The organism is Novosphingobium sp. BL-S-32, assembly GCF_056857055.1.
The window spans coordinates 683,213-705,156 of sequence record NZ_CM166476.1; the positions used below are offsets into that span (position 1 = coordinate 683,213).

Genomic DNA, 21,944 nt, shown 5'->3' on the forward strand with positions numbered 1-21,944 from the left:
TAAGCGTCAGTAGCCCATCAGGCTGAGCACTTCCTTGCGGCTGCGCTCGTCCTCAAGGAACGTGCCCATCATGCGGCTGGTGATCATGCTGACGCCTGGCGTGCGCACGCCGCGCGCGGACATGCAGGCGTGGCTGGCCTCGATCACCACGGCAACACCGTGCGGCTTCAGATGGGTCCAGATGCATTCGGCCACTTCGGCGGTCAGGCGCTCCTGGATCTGCAGGCGTTGCGCATAGCCCTGCAGCACGCGCGCGAGCTTGGAGATGCCCACCACGTGGTTGCGCGGCAGATAGGCAATCGCCGCCTTGCCGATGATCGGCGCCATGTGATGTTCGCAATGCGACTGGAACGGAATGTCCTTGAGCAGCACGACTTCGTCATAGCCGCCCACTTCCTCGAACACGCGCTTGAGGTGGATGGCCGGATCCTCGCCATAACCCTGGCAATATTCCTTCCACGCCCGCGCCACGCGCTTGGGCGTATCGATCAGGCCCTCGCGCTCCGGATCGTCGCCGGACCAGCGTATCAAGGTGCGGATCGCATCCTGCACTTCTTCCGGCACCGGGGGCTTCTTTTCGAAAGGGCTGTCCTCGTCGGGACCGACCAGGCTGCTCATCCCTTGATACTCCTTCGCAATCTTTCCTGTAGGTGCAGCCGCATGAGCTGCCCCTTGCGGCGAAACAGACCGCGCCGCTCGATCGGCTCGAACATCTCCCCGGGTCGTTCCGGATCGAGCAGAGCGCTTTCCCCCAGCGCTCTTTCAGCATCGGAGAGATGTTTCAAGGGCAAGCGTTCGAGATGTTTGCCCACCGGCACAAGGCTTTCGATCATCGCGGCCATCGAATCGTGGCGATCCAGCGCCTCCACGATCACGTCCTCCCGCTTCCCGCAGTGTTCGGCAAGCAATCGAATGCGCAAGGCGCGGATCGCGGGCACGACATGGGCATTGGCCGGCCGCGCCGCGTCGATGAACACGTCGCACTCCGAATCGAGCCCCATCGAACGGTTGTTCATGTTGGCCGAACCCACGCGCAGGATCTCGTCATCGACGATCAGCAGCTTGGCATGGACATAGATCGGCGTGCCGTCCGACGCGCGCGGGTGGAAGACGTGGAAGCGCCCCGCATGGTCGGCATTGCGCAGCGTCTTGATCAGTTCGACGCGCGCGGTGTCCATCGCTACCTGTTCGAGCCAGCCGCTGGCACTTAGCGGGTTGATGATGACGAATTCGGGCGGATCGGGCTCGATCAGGCGTTCGGCGATGGCCTCGGCCACCGCGCGCGAGGCGAAATACTGCGTCTCGGCATAGACGAAACGGCGCGCGCGGCGGATCTGCTCGACGAACAGCTCCTCGATCTCGGCCACTTGCGTACAGCCTTCGTACTCGGCGCGGGTGCGAGCGATGCCGATCTCGACATTCTCGAACTCGGCCACGAGATCGGACGGCCAGGGGCTGAACTCCTGCGGTGCGCACGGCGCCAATTCGGCGCCCCCTGCAACCTGCCAGCGATCGCGCCCGAGATCGCCCAGCGTGGCCGCCACCTCCCCTTCCATCACCATGGTGACATCGTGCCAGGGTCCATAGAGCCGCCCGCTCGGCTTGCGGCGGCGCGGATCATGCGGGCGGTGTTCCGGCGTGTCCCAGCGGTCGGAAGTCATGTCGATCCCCCCGCAGGCCGCGAAGACATCGTCGATCACCACGATCTTCTGGTGATGGCTGCATCCGATGGGATGCGCACCGTCGAAGCGGAAGTGAATGCGCTTGCGCAGCGCCCAGCGCACCAGATCGATGACCATGGTGCCGCGAAACAGCGACTTCACCAGCGAGACATTCCACTTGAGCAGCAGGATTTCCAGCTTCGGCTTGGTGTGGACCAGCCAGACGATGAATGATCCCAGTCGTGCTGGAAAATGCTCCCCCCGCCCGCCTTGCCACCAGCGTCGGCCGGCGGGGAGCAGGATGCGCGAATCGAAGTCCCAGCCGATCATGAAGATCCGCTGCCGGGCATCGTCCATCGCTTCCCGGATCACCCCGAAATAGGCGGCGGCATCAATCACGACATGCGCGCGCCGGGCCTTGGCATAGCGCCAGACCGACGGGGAGACCGCCCCATCGTCGATCCCGCTCGAATTCTCGGTATTCACGCGTCCACCCGTCCGATCCGGTAACCACCACCAGGGGCCCCAGCGAACCAGAGCGCAACATGTTCCCGAGAGCAAGCGGAAGGCTTCGATCACATGACGGTGGGATGACCGCACAGTTCATCGCATGTAGCCACCGAGGCGCCGGATTTACGCCGATTCGCCGCAAATCGCGGTCGGTCCGACGGTTGATCCGGCACCGTTCACCCGCCATTCCGTTCCAAACATGCACATCGCATGTCTTTCATCCCCGCTCCTTCCCACGCGCAAAAGCGCGCGGAGCGGGTTCCGGCAAATGCCGGGCAGAGCCGTCCGGGTCGTCTTTTTCCGGACCAGTTTTTTGAGGCCCTCTCGCGTTGGAGGGTTGCGTGTCGGTCGCCGCCGGGTCGGTGCCCGCATGGAGAAGGAGTTACGCCATGAAGAAATCGCTCATCGCTGCCGCGCTGGCTGCCGCAACGCTCGTTCCCGCCGCCGCCATGGCACAGGCTGCACCGGCTGCTGCCACCCCCGCGGCAGGCGCCAAGGTCTACGACCCCGAAGGCAATGAAGTGGGTTCGGTCGAAGCGGTTCAGGGCGACGTCGTGACGCTCAACACCGGCACCGCGCGCGCCGGCCTGCCCAAATCGGCCTTCGCCACGCGCGACAAGGGCCTGACCATCGGCATGACCAAGGCTCAGCTTGAAGCCGCCGTTCAGGGCGCGCAGGCGAAGTCGGCCGAGACGCTGTCTTCCGCGCTCGTCGTCGATGCCCCGGTCAAGAGCGCCGACGGCGTCGTTCTCGGCACCGTCAGCAAGGTCGACGGCGACAACGTGACCGTGGCGCTGAAGACCGGCTCTGCCGTCGCTCTCCAGAAGAGCGCCATCGGCGTCGGCACCGATGGCACCCTCGCGCTTGGCGTGACGGCGGCCCAGTTCAACTCGCAGGTTCAGGCCGGTGCTGCCGCTTCGGGCGCCGCCGCCGCAGGCACCGCGGGCGCCGGCAAGTAAACGCCAGACGCGAATCGGGCTGCGGCGCAACCCGCTCCGAATCGACAAATCCGGAAGGGCCGGGATCGCCATGTGCGCTCCCGGCCCTTTTGCGTATTTTCGGGGAAAGTCCTTGCGACGCGCGGCCGCCCGGGGGCATTGGAGCATTTCCGGATCAGGTGAAATCCTGTCGACTCGGAAAGTGCGGCTACCAAGGGGGTGCCGCAAGCCCGCCGCACGGTTCCGGTGCGGCGATCCCTTGCCTCCTTTGCGAACGGAACTCCATTGCCTCTCGCGGATCACCTCCGGACCTTCCAGAAGTCCGTACCCGGTATCGACCAATCGCTGGACATGGCCCGCCGCCGCGCCGCCACCGTGATCGGCGCCATCCTGCTTGGCCTCGTTGCGATCCTGTTCGCGTGGATGGGCGACCTTGCCCAGAAGATCTTCAGCCAGTTCCAGGCCGAGCACCGGTTCGCACCGCTGGTACTCACGCCGCTGGTCTTCGCCGCCACGGTGGCGATCGCCCATCGCTGGGCTCCGGGAGCGCGAGGCTCCGGCATTCCGCAAGTCATGGCGGCCGGACAGGATCTTGAACTTACCCGTTCGCGGTTGCTTGCCCTGCCCACCGCCGTCACCAAGCTACTGCTGACAACGGTGATGCTGCTGGCCGGCGCCTCGGTGGGACGCGAGGGGCCCACGGTGCAAGTGGCCGCCTCGATCATGGTGACCTGCCACCGCATCCTGCGCGTGCCGATCTCGGCCGGCGTACTCATCGCCGGGGGCGCGGCAGGTGTTGCCGCCGCTTTCAATACGCCTCTGGCCGGTGTCGTGTTCGCCATCGAGGAACTGGCGGCCGCTTTCGAGCAGAAAGTCGCTGTACTGGTCATGGGCGCCGTCGTCATTTCGGGCCTCGTCAGCCTCGCGGTGGCGGGCGACTATGTCTACTTCGGCACGATGCGCGAGACGCTGGGCGTGGTCCCGGTGCTGCTGGTGACGCCAGTTGCGGGAATCGCAGGCGGCGTGCTGGGCGGACTGTTCTCGCGCACATTGCTGGCTTTCGCGCGTAGCGCCCATCCCGCCTTCCTGGCCGTACGGCGACGCCCGGTGTTACTCGCCCTCGCCTGCGGGTTCGTGGTCGCGGTGGTCGGCGTGGTGAGCGGCGGATCGACCTGGGGCACCGGCTACGAAACCACCCGCCACATGATCGAAGGGCACGGCACCGCCTCTCCCTGGTTCGGCCCCGCCAAGTTCCTGGCGACCGCCGCCACGGCGGTCTCAGGTGCGCCGGGGGGCATTTTTGCGCCCTCGCTCTCGGTCGGCGCCGGGCTCGGGCAATTGCTTGCCTACGGCTTCCCCGACTATCCCATGCCGGCCATCGTGCTGCTGGGCATGGTCGGCTATTTCGTCGGCGTGGTGCGCGCGCCGCTGACCGCCGTCATCATCCTGATGGAGACGACGGCGAGCCGAGGAATGATCGTGCCATTGTTCCTGACCGCGATCATCGCGGATGGTGCAAGCACGCTGGTCTGCAAGGAAAAACTCTATCACGGCCTCTCGAAGGGCTTCGCGCGGCCGAAGCGCCCGGACGACGCCGAGCAGGTGCATAGCTGAGTCGGGTGCAGGCACCGACCGTTCGGCCCGTGTGAGACCGAAACACGAAAAACCCCGCCAAGGTCAGAGCCTTGCGGGGTTTTTCGTATGTCGCTGGCAATTGGTGCGCCCGGAACGATTCGAACGTCCGACCCTCAGATTCGTAGTCTGATGCTCTATCCAGCTGAGCTACGGGCGCACAGATTGCCTATGTATCCAACCATCAACACAAAGCCACGAAAACTCCCGAAGGAGAATGGTGCGCCCGGAACGATTCGAACGTCCGACCCTCAGATTCGTAGTCTGATGCTCTATCCAGCTGAGCTACGGGCGCAAAGTGCTTTATGTATCCATCCACCAACACGAAGCCACAAAGACCCCGGAAGGAGAATGGTGCGCCCGGAACGATTCGAACGTCCGACCCTCAGATTCGTAGTCTGATGCTCTATCCAGCTGAGCTACGGGCGCGTTGGAGAGGCGCCAATAGGAGGGGATTCTCACCCCGTCAACGCCTATATCGCACTCAGGTGAAGGAATTTACACAAGGCCGCCGCCAGCGGATAATCGAGCGGCGGCATTGTCAGGCCCGGAACCGCATCCGGGGCATACCAGTCCAGCATTTCCGCCTCATGCGCATGCGGCCCCCCCTGCCATTCCCGGCAAACGTAAAGAAGTATGACAAGCGAACGCGCGCCTGCATGCGCGCCCGCGTGCCCGCTCGCGAAGGCTACCGGCACCAGGGATTCGGCGTGGAGCGCCAGCCCCAACTCCTCCTCCAGCTCGCGAACGGCGGCTTGCTCCGGCGTTTCACCGGGCTCCACCTTCCCGCCCGGAAATTCCCAGAGCCCGCCATGCGCGCTCTTAAAAGGTCTCTGCTGCATCAGCACGCGCCCGTCTGCGCGTATCAGCGCCACGGCGACAACCAGCAGCGGTGTAAAAGAATTTTCCAGCTTCGATATCCTTCTTAGGAACTCATTAACGCCAAGATGGCATTTCCTCGAATGATCTGGCGAACTGTAGGGTTGCTCATGACTATCCGATCGATCGGCATCCGTATTCTCAAGGACGATACAGCCGCGACCGCTGTGGAATACGGCCTCATCCTCGGGATGATTGTAATGGTGATGATCGTGTCCTTAAGCGGCGCCGCCAATGAGATCATCGGCATGTGGAATACCATTGCATCGAAGTCAGCTACTGCAATCGGTTCCCAATAATAGTCACGCAAACTTAAGTGTTTTTCAACACTTCCTCTCTAAAAACGAAATTGTCCGGAGCGCTGAAGCAAGACGCCAGGCGGGAAGGACCGGGTACATGAAGACTGCTTACATCAGGAGACATACCATGAAGTTTCTCGCCAAGCTGCGTCGCAATGAAGAAGGCGCCACCGCTATCGAATACGGCCTGATTGCCGCTCTGATCGCCGTTGCCGCGATCGCCGCTCTGCAGGGCATGGGCTCGCAGCTCACCTCGACCTTCTCGAAGACTTCGTCGACGCTCGCTTCGACGAACTAATCGGAAGCTTTCGAGCTAAACGGTTCGGGGCGGCAGGCAAAACCTGCCGCCCCTTTCCGTTTTGGCCGCCTATCTGCGGGCTGCTGGACACCGGAAAGCGAGCCATCTCCTATCGGGGAAGGCCATGCGCGGGTCCGACGACGCGAAAGTGTCGTCCTGCTTGACAATAACAAGTCCCGGAGACACCGAAAGCTGTTGACGCCCCGTCAGCGAAACGCCCCCTGTACCTCGTTCGTGTCCGCGCGAACCTGCTGTAGGTTCTGCGGATGGGCCACCCTGCCGGGAGCGACCAATTCGCCCCCTGCGCCTTGAGCACCTGGGGGGGGGGGGGACATGTGCCCCGACAGGTGGCCGCGATGACGTCCCGTGGGGAGTTTGCGCCTGGAGCGCCAGTACAGGGAACGACGAAGATCGCGGTTGGCCCGGACCATAGGAGGTCAAGGCCATGGAAAACGAGAGGCGTTGGTTCGTCGGTATCGACTGGGCTTCTGAAATTCATCAAGTCCGGTTGTCGGATGTTCACGGCACCAAAATTGGGGAGCGGTCCGTCAAGCACGGCGCTGAAGGGATAGCCGAACTGGCGAACTGGATACTGCAGCTGACCCAGGCGCCGCCGGGCTGCATTCATATCGCCATCGAGGTGCCTCATGGGCCCGTCGTCGAAAGCCTCGTGGAGCGCGGCTTTCACGTCTACGCGATCAACCCGAAGCAACTCGATCGATTCAGAGACCGCTTCTCGCCGGCCGGGGCGAAGGATGACAGCCCGGACGCCTGGGTCTTGTGCGATGCCTTGAGAACCGATGCCCGTTGCTTCCGCGCGCTAGCCACTCTCGATCCCATCCTTGTCGAGCTGCGCGAATGGTCACGCATTGCCGAGGAGTTGCGCCATGAACGCAACCGACTCGGCAACCGCGTGCGAGAGCTCCTGTGGCGATACTACCCGCAGCTTCTCGAATTGACCGACGATGTCGCGGCAACTTGGTTCCTCGACCTCTGGCGCCTTGTACCCACCCCAGGAAAAGCAGCGCGCGTGCGTGAAGTGACCGTTGCCAAGCTCCTCAAACATCATCGAATACGCCGGCTCACCGCATGCCAGGTGCTTGAGAAACTGCATGAGCCGGCCATCCCAGTTGCCCCGGGAACGATCGAAGCTGCAACAGGCCACCTTGGTGCCATTGCTATCCGCCTGGCTCTCGTCAACCGACAGGTATCTCAAGCCGAGGCCCAACTCGACAAGCTCACCGGCCAACTCGCGGAAAAGGAAACTCCTGAGAACGGCGACCAAGCTGAGCAGCGTGACGTGACGATCCTGCGATCCTTGCCGGGCGTCGGAAGAATCGTCCTCGCCACGCTGCTCGCAGAAGCATCCGATGCTCTGCAGCGTCGAGATTACCACGCGCTACGCTGTTTGTCCGGCGTTGCCCCAATCACCAAGCGATCTGGCAAAAGCCGGATTGTCCTGATGCACCAGGCAGTCCACGTCAGGTTACGAAACAGCGTCTACCATTGGGCACGCGTTGCCGTTCAACACGGTCTGCTCAGCAAAGCGAAATACGCCGCACTTCGTGCACGCGGGCACGGCCACGGCCGGGCGCTGCGATCAGTTGCCGATCGACTTCTCGCCGTTGCGTGCACGATGCTGAAAAACCAAACTACTTTTGACCCGTTGCACACAGCCTGAGCACGGCACTAAAAATCAATGGACTCCGCTACGAAGCATGCTCCGTAGCGTCGCCATTCCGCGCGCCTGCCCAACCAAGTGCCCTACGTTCAGCGCATCCCTTGCCAAACGGTGGGGAGCCCCCCCCCCCCCCGCTCATCAGAGATAGCCTTAGCCGCGCCTGGCCAACGGGTGCCGCGCGTTGACGAGGGCCACCAGCCGCGCGCTCTCGACGTGGGTGTAGATTTGCGTGGTGGCGATGTCCGCATGGCCGAGCAGCGTCTGCAACACGCGCAAGTCCGCGCCGCCCTCCAGCAGATGCGTAGCGAAGGCATGCCGCAGCACGTGGGGCGAGACTCGCTCCGGATCGAGCCCGGCACGAGCAGCCAGCTCGCGCAGAAGCTGGAACAGCCGCACCCGCGTGAGATGGCCGCTCTCGCCACGCGAGGGGAAGAGATGCCGCGAGGTACCCTTCCTCACCGCCAGCCACCGCGACAGCACGGCCCGCGCCCGGGTGCTGACCGGCACCATCCGCTGCTGCCCGCCCTTGCCCGTGACGTGGAGGAACGGCGCATCGCGCGGTACCGCCGTGGCCGGCAGCGAGACCAGTTCGCTCGCGCGCAGGCCGGAGCCGTAAAGCAATTCGAGCAAGGCCAGCAGGCGCACCGATTCGGGCCGATCTCCCGCCGCTTCCTCTTCCGCCCGCGTCAGGAAGCGCTCGACCTCATCGCGCGAGAGCACGCGCGGCAGCGGACGCCGTGCCCGCGCGCGCGGCAAGGCGGGGGAAGGATCGTCCTCGCGCAGCCCTTCATCGACAAGAAAGCCGTAAAACTGCCGCAGCGCCGAGCAGCGCCGCGCAAGTGTCGCGGGCGAAACCGCACTCCACGCCTCGCCCAGCGAGGCGAGCGCATCGCCGTCGGCCATGACGAGATCGCCGAGTTCGTCGGCCGCCGCATCGAGATCGCGGCGATAGGCCGCCAGCGTATTGGCGGCCGCCCCGCGCTCGGCGGCAAGCATGGTGAGGAAGCGCTCGGGCGCGCCGACCGGCGAGCCGCGCGACGTCACCGGATCAGGCCCGCGCCACGGCCTCGGCCGCGATCATCCGCGCATCGGCCTCAAGCCCCACGGTGCGCAGCGCCGAGACGATGTGGAAGAGATACCGCGGCGTCATCCGGTGCCAGTCGTCACCCTGCATGCCAAGCCCGACAAGCAGCGCCACGCCGGCGGAATCGCCATTGGCAGCGGCGCGGTCGAGCGCGGCGGTGTAGCGAGTGCTGCTATCAAGCCCCAACCCAAGCTGGCCGGAAAAGCTGCCTGCATCGCTCGAATCGATGCGCCCCAGCGCCGCCAGACCGGCAACGAGGAAAGCACTGCGGCGCTTGTCGGTGCTGTTGTCCGCATCGATATAGGTGTTCACCGGACTGGCACCGACCGTGCGAATGCGGCCCGGAGCGGCAAGGACCAACAAGGCCCAGCCCTGACTGCCCGAAGCCACCACCGGCGACCAGGCCAGCGCGTTGGAATCGAATCCGGCCGCCAGCATCGAGGTCAGCAGCGCCGGAGCCTGATCCTCCATATCCTTGGTGGGCGCAATGCGGGCGGCGGCGGCGGCGGTCAGCACCTGCCGCGCATAGACGGCATCGGCGCCATTGGCCCCGTTCCACAAGCTCTGCATCGCCGAGAAGCGCGCGGACGGATCCTCCAGCACATAGGCATTGCGCAGCGTTTCCGCACGCTGTTGCCAGTCGCCGGTCACTTCGGGATCGGAATAGAGCTGGCCGTAAAGATCGACCATCGCCGCATTCGACAGCACGCCGCTGGAACCAGCGTGATCGGCCGCGGCGGCGCGCCGCTCCAGCCCGACCATCGGCGCAAGCGCCGTCATCGCATTATAAAGCGGATCGGCATCGGCCATGGCGCTGTCCGGCGGCGTCAGGCCAACGGCATTGGCCAGTCCGAAGCGCCAGGGCGTCATCGTCGTGACGCCGTCCCACTCGATCGTCACGGCCTTGCGCGAACGACCTGCGGCACCGGCATATTTCTGTGCAAGCAGCAGATCGATGCGCTCCATCGAACCGTGCACGCGCATCTTGTCGAGCTTGGCCATGGCCGAGGCGCCGCTGCCGCGAAACGCCTCGCAGATCGCCTTGGCCGCATCCCACTGCGCATCGTCGCGCAGCGAACCCGCGGATGAGAAGACCGGGCAAAGACCAGTGAAATCGGCCGCGCGCTGGTATGTCTCGAACGCCTGATCGCCGAGTTCCGGCGTGTAATTGGCAATGTCGATGTCCTGCAACACGGCCCGCGCGGCATCGCTTTCGCCCATGCGCAGCAGCAGCGCCACACGCAGTGCAAGGAAGCGCTGCGGGCTCATCCCGGCAGGCGGGGCAAGGCGCGAAATCAGCGCACGGCGGAGCAGGATATGCCCCCAGCGCGACACCAGCTGGCCCTGATTGGCCGCCAGCGCCGCTTCAACCACAGAGGCACTCTGCGATCCCAGCGAGGCGGCAGGCAGGCCCCCTTCGCTATCGTCCATCAGGCCGATCTGTTCCATCGAGCGGCGCGCCTGCGGCGGCATGTCGAGATCGATCTTGTTGCCGAGCAGATCCTCGAAATCCTCGGGCGACATGCGCTCAAGCTCTTCGAGCGTGGGCACGCGGGTCAGCCCGCCCTGACCGAGAAGCGCGGGAATCGCCGCTCCCGCATCGACGGCCGCAGGCGCGGCACCGGGAATCGGCTGCACCATGGGCGTGGAAATCGCACGCGGCGCGGCGGCGTTGCCGCCCGCAGCCGGCGCCGCATTGGGCGTAGGTGTTGGCGTGGGCTCCTCGAACCCCTTGGGCAGGAGCGATTCGGGCGCATCCTGCGCCACCGCCCATACCGACGTGAGCGCAAGGGCGGTGCCGACCATGACATGCCAGGCGCGGATACGGGAATTCATCGCGGAAGCTCCGGAACAGACACCGGCTGAACGATATCGCGGATCTGCCGGCGACCACCGTCAGCCCAGGCCATGCCCCCGACAACCACCACAATCGCGACGACCACAGCCGCAGTCACGCCCGGAAGCCTTCGCCTGCCCTTTGGTATCGTCACTCACCTTCCTTCACCGATGCTTGCGCTGCGACCTAGCGCAACTATAGGCGGTGGGGCAATGGACGTTCAACAGACCCGCTTTTCCGCGCAAGAAATTGCCGCTCTCGCCCGGCGGATCGACAGGCCTATCGTGCTGGTCGGCATGATGGGCGTGGGCAAGTCCAGCGTGGGTAAGCGGCTGGCCACGCTGCTCGAATTTCCCTTCGTCGACGCGGACGAGGAAATCGAACGCTCGGCGCAGATGACGATCCCCGAGATCTTCGAAACCTATGGCGAGGCCTATTTCCGCGACGGCGAGCGCCGCGTGATCGCGCGCCTGCTGGGAGCGGGCCTTGCCCCCTGCGTCGTTGCTACCGGCGGCGGGGCCTTCTGCAATGAAGAGACGCGCGCGCTGATCCTCGATCATGCTATCACTGTCTGGCTCGACAGCGAGGTGGACACGCTGGTCGAACGCACCGCGCGCAAGGACAATCGCCCGCTGCTGCAAGGCGGCGAGCCGCGCGAAATTCTGGCGCGCCTGCGCGAGGATCGCCGGCCGCACTATGCGCAGGCACCGATTCACGTGGTCAGCGCCAGCGGACCGCACGTCCAGACGATCAACAAGGTACTTCAGGGACTCTCGCAATGGCTGTGATCTCCGTCGACATCGCTGGACGCCCCTACGAAGTGCGCGTGAGCGCCGGGCTGCTGGCCGAACTCGTGCCGAACTGCCGGGGGCTGCTGCGCAAGCGCGGCGTGCCGATCGTCACCGACAGCAATGTCCACGCCGCATGGGGAGGCGTGATCGAAGCCTCGCTGCGCGAAAACGGGCACGAGCCGCACTGGCGCATCCTCCCTGCGGGCGAGGGAACAAAGTCGTGGGAAGAACTGGCCGCCACGGTCAACTGGCTGCTCGAACTCGGCGTCGAGCGCGGGGACAGCGTGATCGCGCTGGGCGGCGGCGTGATCGGCGATCTCACCGGCTTCTGCGCCTCCGTGCTCAAGCGCGGCTGCAAGTTCATCCAGGTGCCCACCACGCTGCTGGCGCAAGTCGATTCGAGCGTGGGCGGCAAGACCGCGATCAATACGCCCGCCGGCAAGAACCTGGTGGGCGCGTTCCATCAGCCCTCGCTGGTGCTGGCCGATCTCTCCGCGCTTGAAACCCTGCCCCGGCGCGAACTGCTGGCAGGCTATGCCGAAGTCGTGAAATACGGCCTCATCGACGATGCGGACTTCTTCGCCTGGTGCGACGCGCATGGCGCGGCGATGATCGATGGCGATGCCGCGCTGCGCGAATATGCCGTGGCCCATTCGGTGGCCAGCAAGGCCCGAATCGTTGCCGAGGACGAGTTCGAGACCACCGGCAAGCGCGCCCTGCTCAACCTTGGCCACACTTTCGGCCATGCACTGGAGGCCGAGACCGGCTTTTCGAGCCGCCTGCTGCACGGCGAAGGCGTCGCGCTGGGCATGGTGCTTGCCGCCCGCTATTCGGCGCGCAGGGGCCTTATGCCGCAGGCCACGGCCGAGCATGTCGCCCGCCATATCGGCGAAATCGGGCTACCCGCGAGTCTCGCGGCGCTGGGCCTCGATTGCGACGGCAAGGCGCTGGTGGATCACATGCTCCACGACAAGAAGATGGACGCAGGCACCCTGCCCTTCCTGCTGATGAAGGGCATCGGCCAGACTTATCTGGACCGCGAAGTCTCGCTTGAGGACGTGGCCCAGTTCCTCGACGCAGAACTGGCGCGCAGCCCGGCCTGACCGGGCGCGGTTTCGGCGTTTTTCGGGAACTTCGGTGTCGTGACGCGCGTCCTTCCTTGCATAACCGCAAGGGAGAGACCGCCATGCCAGCCAAGTCCAAAGCCCAGCAGAAAGCCGCCGGTGCGGCCCTCTCCGCCAAGCGCGGAGAGACGGCGAAGAGCGCCCTCAAAGGCGCCTCGCGCGAGATGGTCGATTCGATGAGCGAGAAGCAGCTTGAAGAGCTTGCCGCCACCAAGCGGAAGGGCAAGCCCGAGCACGTCAAAAACTGACGAGCAATGCAGCGGAATTCGACGCCATGACGTCAACGACGTGACATTTCCGGGACACGTCATTATAGGCATGCGTCAAGAACACAAACATCCTTAAAATATAACAATATTTCCGGGAATGCGATGACTATTGCCGAAGCCACCCCCGAGCTGGACTTCCCCGAGGAAGCCGAGCGCGACGACCGCGCCTTCCTCGGCCATCCGCGCGGACTGGGTTACCTCTCGTTCGTCGAAGGCTGTGAGCGCTTTTCGTACTATTCGATGCAGACGCTGCTCGTGCTCTACATGGTCAAGTATCTGCTTTTGCCCGAGAACGTGGGTAAAGTGCTGGGCCTTCAGTGGCTGCGCGGCTGGCACTATGCCGGGCTGGAAGGTCAGCCGCTCGCATCGGCGATCTTCGGCGACTACACCTCGCTTGTCTACCTGACACCGATCCTCGGCGGTGTGATCGCGGACCGTTGGCTGGGCCGCCGCGCGACGCTGATCGCGGGCGGGATCGTCATGTCGCTCGGCCACTTCCTGATGGCGTTCGAGGGGATGTTCCTACTCGCGCTGATCTCGCTGGTGGTGGGCGTCGGCCTGTTCAAGGGCAACATCGCCAGCCAGGTGGGTGAACTCTACAAGCCGGAAGACTTGCGCCGCGCCATGGCGTTCCAGATCTTCTACATCGGCATCAATGTCTCGGTGATCGCCGCCCCGCTGATCGCCGGTACGCTGGGCGAGAAGGTCGGCTGGCACTACGGTTTCGGCACTGCCGGCGTGGTCATGGTGATCGGCCTGCTGATCTACCTAAAGGCGCGGCCCTGGCTGCCGGAAGACAACCGCGCGGCGCGCGGGCAAAAGGTGCCCCGCCAGCCCCTCACCCGCAGCGATTGGCCGCGCCTTGGGGCGCTGGCCGTGCTGGTGCCGGTGCTGGCCATTTCGATGATGAGCAACCAGCAGATCTTCAACGCCTATCTCGTTTGGGCCGACGCGAAGTTCCAGCTGACCTTCTTCGGCGAGACCCTGCCGACGAGCTGGATGATCACGGTGGACGCGACGCTCAGCTTCTCGATGCTGGTCGCGGTCGCCGCGTTCTGGAAGTGGCACGCCAACCGCACCGGGCGCGAGCCGGACGAACTGGGCAAGATGATCATCGGCTCGCTTTTCTCGATGGCCGGCGGCATGTGCCTGGTGATCGCTGCGGCAACGGCCGGGGGCGGCAAGATTGGCCTGTTCTGGCCGGTGATGTTCCACCTGTTCAACTCAATCGGCTTTGCGCACATCATGCCGGTGAGCCTTGCGCTGTTCACCAAGATCGCCCCGCGTTCGCTCAATGCGACCGTGGTGGGCATCTATTATCTGGCGTTCTTCGGAGCCAACAAGATCGTCGGCGTAGTCGGCGGCTGGTACTCGACGATGGACATCGTGTCGTTCTGGCTGATGCACGTCGGTGCAGCCACTTTGGGGCTCGTCGCCTTCTCGGTGTTCAAGATCGTGCTGGGCAAGACGCTGGCGGGTGAGCCGAACCCCGCCTGACCGGATAGACCCGTCATCCCTGCGAAGGCGGGGATCCCGCTTGTTCTTCAAACCTTGCGCATGGGGCAAGGAAAGCGGGGCCCCCGCCTTCGCGGGGGCGACGGGGAGTTTTGTTGAAATGGCAGGTGGAGTGGCGGCTCGCGCTCAGCCGAACACGGCGACCGACTGCAACCCGGCAATCACCGGCCTGCCCGAGGCGCTCCACTGGTGAATATGCTCACTCGCCCCGCCATCGCGGGCGAATTCGCTGGTCGAACGCAGCAGCCACCAGCCGTCCTCGGTCGTAGGCGCGGGCTCAAGCATGTTGACGTGCCAGTGCATCGAACTGATCGGCACGCGGAAATTGAGCAGCGGCAGCACCGCCGTCGGCAGCCCATCCCCCACGAGCACAGCCTCCACGGCCGGATCGAGGCCCTCGCGTTCCTTGAGCCGTACCCACCAGCACAAGTCCGCCTCGCCCAGCGCCGATTTCGGCAGGGCGAAACGCGCATCGAAGTTCTGCTTCAGGAACACCGGCGCATGGTCCATCGGCACCGGCTTGGCGCTCTCGACCGGGCTCACGCCTTCCGGCATCGTATAGCCCGCGATGTCGGCCGCGCTCTCGATCTGGCGCATGAACACGAAGCTGGCGCTGAAACCCACGCCCTTCCCGTCCGACAGTTCCGCCGCAACCCAGGTCGCATTGCGCCCCTTGCGCACGATCCGCGCCCGTGCCTCGACCCGACCGGCCAGCGGCGCGATCATCGCGAACTGGCCTGAGCGCAGTGGCGGCAATTCAGGATCGACCCGCCGCGCGGCGGCCAGAGCGATTGCCGACGTCAGCCCGCCATAGGCAGTGCGCCCCTGCAGCCAATCCTCTGTGATATCGAACGCGAAGCCGCCCTCGATCTCCGGCGCTTCGGACAGGAGCGCGGCAAAACCCGCCATCAGAACAACCTCGAACCGTTGGGAACCGGCTTGTCCGGCGCGAAAAGGACCACCCGGCCCTCCTCGTCCGCAAAGCCCAGCGTCAGCGCTTCGGACAGCGCCTTGCCGATCTGCCGCTTGGGAAAGTTCACGACCGCCGCCACCTGCCGGCCGATCAGTTCCTCGGGAGAATAGAGCGCCGCGACTTGCCCGACGCTTTTCTTCTCGCCGATGCCGGGACCGAAATCGATCCGCAGCTTGAGGCTCGGCTTGCGAGCCCCTTCATAGACCTCCGCAGCGACAATGGTGCCGATGCGGATGTCTACGGAAAGGAACTGATCGAAGGTGATTTCGTCGCCGACAGGTGCGGCGGGGTCATGATCTAGATGCATTTATTCCATTTCGAGGATCACGGCGTCCACTGCAAGGCTTTCGCCTGCCTTGGCGTTGACCGCCTTCACCACGCCCGACTTCTCGGCGCGCAGGATGTTCTCCATCTTCATGGCCTCGACGACGGCAAGCGGCTGTCCGGCTTCCACCTTGTCCCCCTCGCCCACATGGAGCGCGACGAGCAGACCCGGCATCGGGCAGATCAGGAACTTCGAAAGATCCGGCGGGATCTTTTCGATCATGTGCTTGGTCAGCGAAGCCACGCGGCTGGGCAGGATCTGCACGTCGTGGATCGCCCCGCGCGTGGTCATCTTCAGACCCGTGCGCGTGGGCGCGACGCGGATGCCGATAGCCTCGCCGTCGATCTCGGCGTCGATCAGGCGGTCGCCCGGCGTATATTCCATCGCGAGGTTGACGGAGATGCCGTTCACCGTCACGTCCTCATCGTCGATGACGACTTCGAAAGGCGCCTTGTCGATGATGACGGTCCATTCCGACGGCGGCGCCAGACGGCGCGAGGCGAGCTGCCCGTCGACCCGGCGCGCACGGTCGGCCCGTGCGGTAGCGACGAAGGCGGCAACGGCAGCCAGCTTGCCCTTCAGTTCCTCCGACGCAGGCGCGCCGGTGAAGCCTTCGGGATATTCCTCGGCAATGAAGCCCGTGGTCAGCTCGCCCGAGCGGAAGCGCGGGTGCTGCATGATGGCCGAGACGAAATCGATGTTGTGGCCAAGGCCCTCGATCTCGAACAGGTCGAGAGCGGCAACCTGCTTGTCGGCCGCCTCGTCGCGGGTCTCGCCCCAGGTGATCAGCTTGGCGATCATCGGGTCGTAGAACATCGAGACTTCGCCGCCCTCGTAGACGCCGTCATCGACACGCACGCCGTCGATACCGCGACGGCCGTTTGCGGAGCCGTCGTCGTCCCAGCCGTCAACCGGCGGCTGATAGCGCACGAGGCGGCCGGTCGAGGGCAGGAAGCCGCGATAGGGATCTTCGGCATAGACGCGGTTTTCGATGGCCCAGCCGTCGATCTTGACGTCGGCCTGCGTCATCTCCAGCTTCTCGCCTGCGGCGACGCGGATCATCTGCTCGACCAGATCGACACCGGTGATCGCTTCAGTGACCGGGTGTTCGACCTGAAGGCGGGTGTTCATTTCGAGGAAATAGAAGCTCTCGCCCGTCGGGTCGGCGCCCGAGACGATCAGTTCCACCGTACCGGCCGAATAGTAGCCTACTGCGCGCGACAAGGCGACGCACTGCTCGCCCATGGCCTTGCGCATCTTTTCGGTGACGAAGGGCGACGGCGCTTCCTCGACCACCTTCTGGTGGCGGCGCTGGATCGAGCATTCGCGCTCGTTCAGGTAGAGAATGTTGCCGTGCTTATCGCCGAGGATCTGGATCTCGATGTGGCGCGGGTTGAGGATGAACTTCTCGATGAAGACGCGGTCATCACCGAAGGAGTTCAGGCCTTCGCGCTTCACGGACTCGAAGCCCTCGCGCACGTCCTTTTCGTCGTAGGCAAGGCGCATGCCCTTGCCGCCGCCGCCGGCCGAGGCCTTCATCATCACCGGATAGCCGATCTCGTTCGAGATGCGCACGGCGTGCTCGGTATCCTCGATCTCGCCCACGAAGCCGGGGACGACGTTGACGCCGGCCTGCTTGGCAAGCTTCTTGGATTCGATCTTGTCGCCCATCGCGGCGATGGCGCCGACGGGAGGGCCGATGAACTCGATGCCTTCTGCGGCCAGCGCCTCTGCGAAGGAGGTACGCTCGGACAGGAAGCCATAGCCCGGATGGACGGCTTCGGCGCCGGTCTGCTTGCAGGCCTGAATAATCTTGTCGGCAATCAGGTACGACTGCGCGGCCGGCGCGGGGCCGATGTGGACGGCCTCATCGGCCATCTGCACGAAAGGCGCGCGGGCATCGGCGTCCGAATAGACGGCCACCGTCTGAATGCCCATGCGGCGCGCGGTCTTGATCACGCGGCAGGCAATCTCGCCCCGGTTTGCGATGAGGATTTTCTTGAACATCTCAATCCCTGTCTTTTGTCATGCGCCAAGCGGCGAAAAGTCCCACCAAGATCAGAACGATCAGGCTCCCCGGAAACATGAGGAACTTGATCAACCCATCATTCTCGCATTCCACACTGCCCGGACGGCCGCAGTCTCCCATCGCCGCGCCGAACAGCATCATCACCACAAACGCCGCTCCCAGCAGACCGAGCGCGATGCAGCCGACGCTCCGTGCCGAATTCGAACCTTCGCTGAAACTCAACCGCCACCCATTCCTCCATCGTCACCCTGAACTTGTTTCAGGGTCCATCTCGCCCCGCAGACCACCGGTCCGAGGCGAGAAATGGATGCTGAAACAAGTTCAGCATGACGGATTTGCGAGCGGAAGGCGTGGAGCATCAATTCCCCGCATTCCCATAGTCACGCAGTTGTTTTGTGCGCGCCACGGTCAATTCCTTGAGGCAACCGTTCTGCTGGAGCGGCCAGATCGTGCCGCTTTCCTCACGCGGGCCGTTCTCTGCGAGGCACTGAGCGTCCCGATAAGCGAGCCACTTGCGCTGCGCATCGAGCAGCCGATTGAAATTTCCACCGGGGCCCTGCTTGTCGGCCGCCTTCGCCGCCGCTGCCACCTTCCCCCAGGCCTCGTTCATCGCGCGGTCGGCCGACTGGAAGTCGCGGTACGAACACACATTCATGTCCGTCTGCGTCATCGCGTTGGCGCAATCGATCGCGGGCTCCGAGGCCAGGAGGAGGATCGGCAGGATCACCCGTGGATCACTCGGCCGCTTCCAGCTTCGCACAGCCCTTGGGCATGCGCTGGGCTTCGACTTGCGCCGGGGTCAGTTCGATGGCCATCGGCTTGATGCCGAGGCGCGCGAACATCGCCGCGTCATTGTCATCGCCGGAGTTCGGCGCGGTCAGCAGCTTGTCGCCGGTGAAGATCGAGTTCGCGCCGGCCATGAAGCACATCGCCTGCGTCATTTCGGACATCGATTCGCGGCCGGCTGAGAGGCGCACCATCGACAGCGGCATGGTGATGCGCGCCACCGCAACGGTGCGCACGAATTCCACGTCGTCGATCTTGGCGAGCGGGGTGTCGGCCAGCATGTCGCCCAGCACGGTGCCCTTCACGGGAACCAGCGCGTTAACCGGCACCGACTGCGGGTGATCGGGCAGCGTCGCCAGCGTGTGGACGAAGCCAACGCGGTCAGCCCGCGTCTCACCCATGCCGACGATGCCGCCAGAGCAGACGTTGATGCCTGCCATGCGCACGTTCGACAGCGTGTCGAGGCGGTCGTCCATCGTGCGCGTGGTGATCACCTGATCGTAACGCTCAGGCGAGGTGTCGATGTTGTGGTTGTAGTAGTCGAGACCCGCTTCGGAGAGCATGTCCGCCTGATCGGGCGTCAGCATGCCCAGCGTCATGCAGGTTTCCATGCCCATGGCGCGCACGCCCTTCACCATCTCGATGATGGCAGGCATGTCGCGGTCCTTGGGGTTGCGCCAGGCCGCGCCCATGCAGAAGCGGGTCGAGCCCTGATCCGCCGCCTGCGCCGCGCGCTGCAGCACCTGCTGCACTTCCATCAGCTTGGTCGCCTTGACGCCACTGTTGGCCGAAACCGACTGCGAGCAATAGCCGCAGTCTTCCACGCAGCCGCCGGTCTTGATCGAAAGCAGCGTGGAAAGCTGCACTTCGTTGTGCGGATGGCTGGCGCGATGGACTTCGGCTGCGCGGAACACCAGTTCGGTGAACGGCAGATCGAACAGCGCCGCGATTTCCTCACGGGTCCAGTCGTTTCGGGCCAAGGGGCGGGTGGTGACGGCGGGGGTCTCGGTCATAGTCATTCCTCAGGCAGCCGGAACGCGCGCGGGATAACGCGGGGCCAAAGCTCCGCCATAATCACAAGCGCGGCGTCGATCCAGCATCGCCGTCCTTATTCCGCCGCTTCCAGCGAAGAACCGAGCGGCGGCATGTTGTGGCCGAGCAGGCGCAATACGTCCGCCGCGCACTCCACCACGTTCGTACCGGGCCCGTAGATGCCCTGAACGCCGGCATTGCGCAGGAACTCATAGTCCTGCGGCGGGATGACGCCGCCGGCGATCACCTTGATATCGCTGCGACCGGCTTCGCGCAGTTTCTGGATCAGTTCGGGGATCAGCGTCTTGTGACCGGCTGCAAGGCTGGACGCGCCGACCACGTCGACCGCGCTCTCCAGCGCCAGCACCACGGTTTCTTCCGGCGTCTGGAACAGCGGGCCGGAAACAACGTCGAAGCCCATATCCCCAAAGGCGGAGGCGATCACGTTCGCACCGCGATCATGACCGTCCTGGCCCATCTTGGCGACCAGCACCTTGGGCTTGCGGCCGAGACGACGCTCCACGGCCTGCACACCGTCCAGCACCTGCTGCCAGCGGCTGTCACCCTCGTAGGGCGCGGCATAGACGCCCTTCACCGGGGTCGGCTGGGTACCATAGCGCTGGAAGCTGTCTTCCATGGCCGAGCTGATCTCGCCCAGCGTAGCGCGGGCGCGGGCGCATTCGACGGCAAGTGCGAGCAGGTTGTTCTCGATGCTGGCGGGCGCGGCGGCACCGTCGCGCAGGGCCTTGAGCGCGGCCTGGCAAGCAGCCTCGTCACGCTCCGCCTTCATCTTGTTGATGCGGGCGATCTGGCCTTCGCGGACCTTGGCGTTGTCCACTTCCAGCGTTTCCAGCAGGTCTTCGCTGGCAAGGCGGTACTTGTTGACGCCGACGATCACGTCGTCGCCCCGGTCCACACGCGCCTGACGGGCGGCGGCAGCGGTCTCGATCATCGCCTTGGGCCAACCGGCAGCGACGGCCTTGGCCATGCCGCCTTCGGCCTGAACGCGATCGATGATCTCCCAGGCCTGGTCGACCAGCTGCTGCGTCAGCGATTCAATGTAGTAGGACCCACCCAGCGGATCGACGACATTGCACATGCCGGTCTCTTCCTGGATGATGATCTGCGTGTTGCGGGCGATGCGGGCCGAGAAGTCGGTCGGCAGCGCGATCGCTTCGTCCAGCGCGTTGGTGTGCAGCGACTGGGTGCCGCCCAGCATCGAGGCCATCGCCTCGATCGTGGTACGGATGACGTTGTTGTAGGGGTCCTGCTCCTGCAAGCTCACGCCCGAAGTCTGGCAGTGCGTGCGCAGCATCTTCGAACGCTCGTCCTTGGCGCCCAGATCGGTCATCACCCGGTGCCACAGCACGCGCGCGGCGCGCAGCTTGGCCACTTCCATGAAGAAGTTCATGCCGATGGCGAAGAAGAACGAGAGGCGACCCGCGAACTTGTCGATATCGAGGCCAGAGGCCACGCCGTACTTCACGTATTCCGCGCCGTCGGCGATGGTGAAGGCCAGTTCCTGCACCTGCGTCGCGCCGGCTTCCTGCATGTGGTAGCCGGAAATCGAGATCGAGTTGAACTTCGGCATCTCGCGGCTGGTGTAGCCGAAAATGTCCGAGATGATCCGCATCGAAGGCTCTGGCGGGTAGATGTAGGTGTTGCGGACCATGAACTCCTTGAGGATGTCGTTCTGGATGGTCCCGTCGAGCAGCTTGCGGTCTACGCCCTGCTCTTCGCCGGCAACGATGAAGAAGGCCAGGATCGGGATCACCGCGCCGTTCATCGTCATCGAAACCGACATCTTGTCGAGCGGAATACCGTCGAACAGGATCTTCATATCCTCGACCGAATCGATGGCGACGCCGGCCTTGCCCACATCACCCACGACGCGTGGATGGTCGCTGTCGTAACCGCGATGGGTGGCAAGGTCGAAGGCGACCGAAAGGCCCTTCTGACCCGCTGCAAGATTGCGGCGATAGAAGGCGTTCGATTCCTCGGCAGTGGAGAAGCCCGCATACTGGCGGATGGTCCAGGGACGGCCGGCATACATCGAGGCACGCACGCCGCGCGTGAACGGCGCGAAGCCGGGAAGGCCGGGATCGACGGTCACGTCCTCTGCGGTGTAGAGCGGCTTTACCGCAATACCCTCGGGCGTGTTCCAGGTCAGGTCCTTGCCCTTGACCTCCTTGTCGGCGGCTGCCTTCCAGTCGTTGATGTTCGGTCCCTCGGTCATCGCACTACCCTTGCAGCTTCGTCATCCTGAACTCGTTTCAGGATC

General features: G+C 64.5%; 21 protein-coding genes and 3 tRNA genes. 9 read left to right on the forward strand and 15 right to left on the reverse strand.

All coding sequences use genetic code 11. The features are described from left to right. Window positions 1–6: 6 nt before the first annotated feature. A complete protein-coding gene (gene folE / locus AC1VVK_RS03195) occupies window positions 7–618 on the reverse strand; it encodes a GTP cyclohydrolase I FolE (RefSeq protein ID WP_132385581.1) in 612 nt (203 codons plus the stop codon). Continuing rightward, complete coding sequence (locus AC1VVK_RS03200; RefSeq protein ID WP_243652393.1) at window positions 615–2,147, reverse strand: phospholipase D-like domain-containing protein; 1,533 nt, start codon at window positions 2,145–2,147, stop codon at window positions 615–617. Before AC1VVK_RS03200 ends, folE begins: the two co-directional genes overlap by 4 nt. Window positions 2,148–2,560: 413 nt before the next feature. Between AC1VVK_RS03200 and AC1VVK_RS03205 the strand changes: the two genes are divergently transcribed. Both AC1VVK_RS03205 and AC1VVK_RS03210 read left to right on the forward strand, forming a co-directional pair. After that, a complete protein-coding gene (locus AC1VVK_RS03205; protein ID WP_482904353.1) occupies window positions 2,561–3,130 on the forward strand; it encodes a hypothetical protein in 570 nt (189 codons plus the stop codon). A gap of 330 nt (window positions 3,131–3,460) precedes the next feature. Next, entirely contained in the window at window positions 3,461–4,723 is a 1,263-nt protein-coding gene (locus tag AC1VVK_RS03210) for a chloride channel protein (RefSeq protein WP_482905106.1), read from the forward strand. A 101-nt stretch (window positions 4,724–4,824) separates the two neighbouring features. Here the strand turns inward: AC1VVK_RS03210 and AC1VVK_RS03215 are convergent. The 4 genes from AC1VVK_RS03215 to AC1VVK_RS03230 all read right to left on the reverse strand — a co-directional run bounded on the left by AC1VVK_RS03215 (window position 4,825) and on the right by AC1VVK_RS03230 (window position 5,583). Continuing rightward, window positions 4,825–4,901 (reverse strand) — tRNA-Arg (locus tag AC1VVK_RS03215). Between the two features lie 58 nt (window positions 4,902–4,959). Next, window positions 4,960–5,036 (reverse strand) — tRNA-Arg (locus tag AC1VVK_RS03220). A gap of 57 nt (window positions 5,037–5,093) precedes the next feature. Further along, window positions 5,094–5,170, reverse strand: a tRNA-Arg gene (locus AC1VVK_RS03225). Between the two features lie 44 nt (window positions 5,171–5,214). Then, window positions 5,215–5,583 (reverse strand): NUDIX domain-containing protein, encoded by a 369-nt coding sequence (locus AC1VVK_RS03230; RefSeq protein ID WP_482904354.1) that lies wholly within the window; start codon window positions 5,581–5,583, stop codon window positions 5,215–5,217. A 147-nt stretch (window positions 5,584–5,730) separates the two neighbouring features. Here AC1VVK_RS03230 and AC1VVK_RS03235 point away from each other — a divergent pair, with 147 nt between their 5' ends. The 3 genes from AC1VVK_RS03235 to AC1VVK_RS03245 all read left to right on the forward strand — a co-directional run bounded on the left by AC1VVK_RS03235 (window position 5,731) and on the right by AC1VVK_RS03245 (window position 7,898). After that, window positions 5,731–5,919, forward strand: coding sequence for a Flp family type IVb pilin (locus tag AC1VVK_RS03235; protein ID WP_482904355.1), 189 nt, complete (start codon window positions 5,731–5,733; stop codon window positions 5,917–5,919). A 127-nt stretch (window positions 5,920–6,046) separates the two neighbouring features. Then, on the forward strand, window positions 6,047–6,217 hold the full coding sequence (locus AC1VVK_RS03240; RefSeq protein ID WP_482904356.1) for a Flp family type IVb pilin: 171 nt from the start codon (window positions 6,047–6,049) through the stop codon (window positions 6,215–6,217). 445 nt (window positions 6,218–6,662) lie between these two features. After that, window positions 6,663–7,898: an IS110 family RNA-guided transposase gene (locus tag AC1VVK_RS03245; protein ID WP_482904357.1), complete on the forward strand. Its 1,236-nt coding sequence runs from the start codon at window positions 6,663–6,665 to the stop codon at window positions 7,896–7,898. A 150-nt stretch (window positions 7,899–8,048) separates the two neighbouring features. Here the strand turns inward: AC1VVK_RS03245 and AC1VVK_RS03250 are convergent, their stop codons facing one another. Together AC1VVK_RS03250 and AC1VVK_RS03255 are read right to left on the reverse strand one after the other, a co-directional pair. Next, entirely contained in the window at window positions 8,049–8,894 is an 846-nt protein-coding gene (locus AC1VVK_RS03250; RefSeq protein ID WP_482905107.1) for a tyrosine recombinase, read from the reverse strand. A gap of 52 nt (window positions 8,895–8,946) precedes the next feature. Beyond that, a complete protein-coding gene (locus tag AC1VVK_RS03255; protein ID WP_482904358.1) occupies window positions 8,947–10,818 on the reverse strand; it encodes a hypothetical protein in 1,872 nt (623 codons plus the stop codon). 213 nt (window positions 10,819–11,031) lie between these two features. Here AC1VVK_RS03255 and AC1VVK_RS03260 point away from each other — a divergent pair, with 213 nt between their 5' ends. The 4 genes from AC1VVK_RS03260 to AC1VVK_RS03275 all read left to right on the forward strand — a co-directional run bounded on the left by AC1VVK_RS03260 (window position 11,032) and on the right by AC1VVK_RS03275 (window position 14,500). Continuing rightward, on the forward strand, window positions 11,032–11,607 hold the full coding sequence (locus AC1VVK_RS03260) for a shikimate kinase (protein ID WP_132385586.1): 576 nt from the start codon (window positions 11,032–11,034) through the stop codon (window positions 11,605–11,607). After that, the gene (gene aroB, locus AC1VVK_RS03265) at window positions 11,598–12,713 is read left to right on the forward strand and encodes a 3-dehydroquinate synthase (RefSeq protein ID WP_482904359.1); all 1,116 of its coding nucleotides are present in this window, start codon (window positions 11,598–11,600) and stop codon (window positions 12,711–12,713) included. The genes AC1VVK_RS03260 and aroB overlap by 10 nt, the downstream gene beginning before the upstream one ends. 83 nt (window positions 12,714–12,796) lie before the next feature. Next, complete coding sequence (locus tag AC1VVK_RS03270; RefSeq protein WP_482904360.1) at window positions 12,797–12,982, forward strand: DUF3008 family protein; 186 nt, start codon at window positions 12,797–12,799, stop codon at window positions 12,980–12,982. A gap of 123 nt (window positions 12,983–13,105) precedes the next feature. After that, window positions 13,106–14,500 (forward strand): peptide MFS transporter, encoded by a 1,395-nt coding sequence (locus AC1VVK_RS03275; protein ID WP_482904361.1) that lies wholly within the window; start codon window positions 13,106–13,108, stop codon window positions 14,498–14,500. Between the two features lie 144 nt (window positions 14,501–14,644). Here AC1VVK_RS03275 and AC1VVK_RS03280 read toward each other — a convergent pair whose 3' ends face one another. From AC1VVK_RS03280 to scpA, 7 genes are all read right to left on the reverse strand, one after another. Beyond that, on the reverse strand, window positions 14,645–15,427 hold the full coding sequence (locus AC1VVK_RS03280; protein WP_482904362.1) for a thioesterase family protein: 783 nt from the start codon (window positions 15,425–15,427) through the stop codon (window positions 14,645–14,647). Then, the gene (locus AC1VVK_RS03285) at window positions 15,427–15,798 is read right to left on the reverse strand and encodes a tRNA-binding protein (protein ID WP_482904363.1); all 372 of its coding nucleotides are present in this window, start codon (window positions 15,796–15,798) and stop codon (window positions 15,427–15,429) included. Before AC1VVK_RS03285 ends, AC1VVK_RS03280 begins: the two co-directional genes overlap by 1 nt. Continuing rightward, window positions 15,799–17,823, reverse strand: coding sequence for an ATP-binding protein (locus AC1VVK_RS03290; RefSeq protein WP_482904364.1), 2,025 nt, complete (start codon window positions 17,821–17,823; stop codon window positions 15,799–15,801). Window position 17,824: 1 nt separating this feature from the next. Further along, window positions 17,825–18,067, reverse strand: coding sequence for a hypothetical protein (locus tag AC1VVK_RS03295; protein WP_482904365.1), 243 nt, complete (start codon window positions 18,065–18,067; stop codon window positions 17,825–17,827). A gap of 136 nt (window positions 18,068–18,203) precedes the next feature. Further along, window positions 18,204–18,572 carry a lysozyme inhibitor LprI family protein gene (locus AC1VVK_RS03300; protein WP_482904366.1) on the reverse strand — a complete coding sequence of 123 codons (369 nt, stop codon included), beginning with the start codon at window positions 18,570–18,572 and terminating at the stop codon, window positions 18,204–18,206. Window positions 18,573–18,579: 7 nt separating this feature from the next. Continuing rightward, a complete protein-coding gene (bioB, locus tag AC1VVK_RS03305; RefSeq protein WP_482904367.1) occupies window positions 18,580–19,650 on the reverse strand; it encodes a biotin synthase BioB in 1,071 nt (356 codons plus the stop codon). A gap of 89 nt (window positions 19,651–19,739) precedes the next feature. Continuing rightward, window positions 19,740–21,899: a methylmalonyl-CoA mutase gene (gene scpA, locus AC1VVK_RS03310; protein WP_482904368.1), complete on the reverse strand. Its 2,160-nt coding sequence runs from the start codon at window positions 21,897–21,899 to the stop codon at window positions 19,740–19,742. Between the last annotated feature and the right edge of the window lie 45 nt (window positions 21,900–21,944).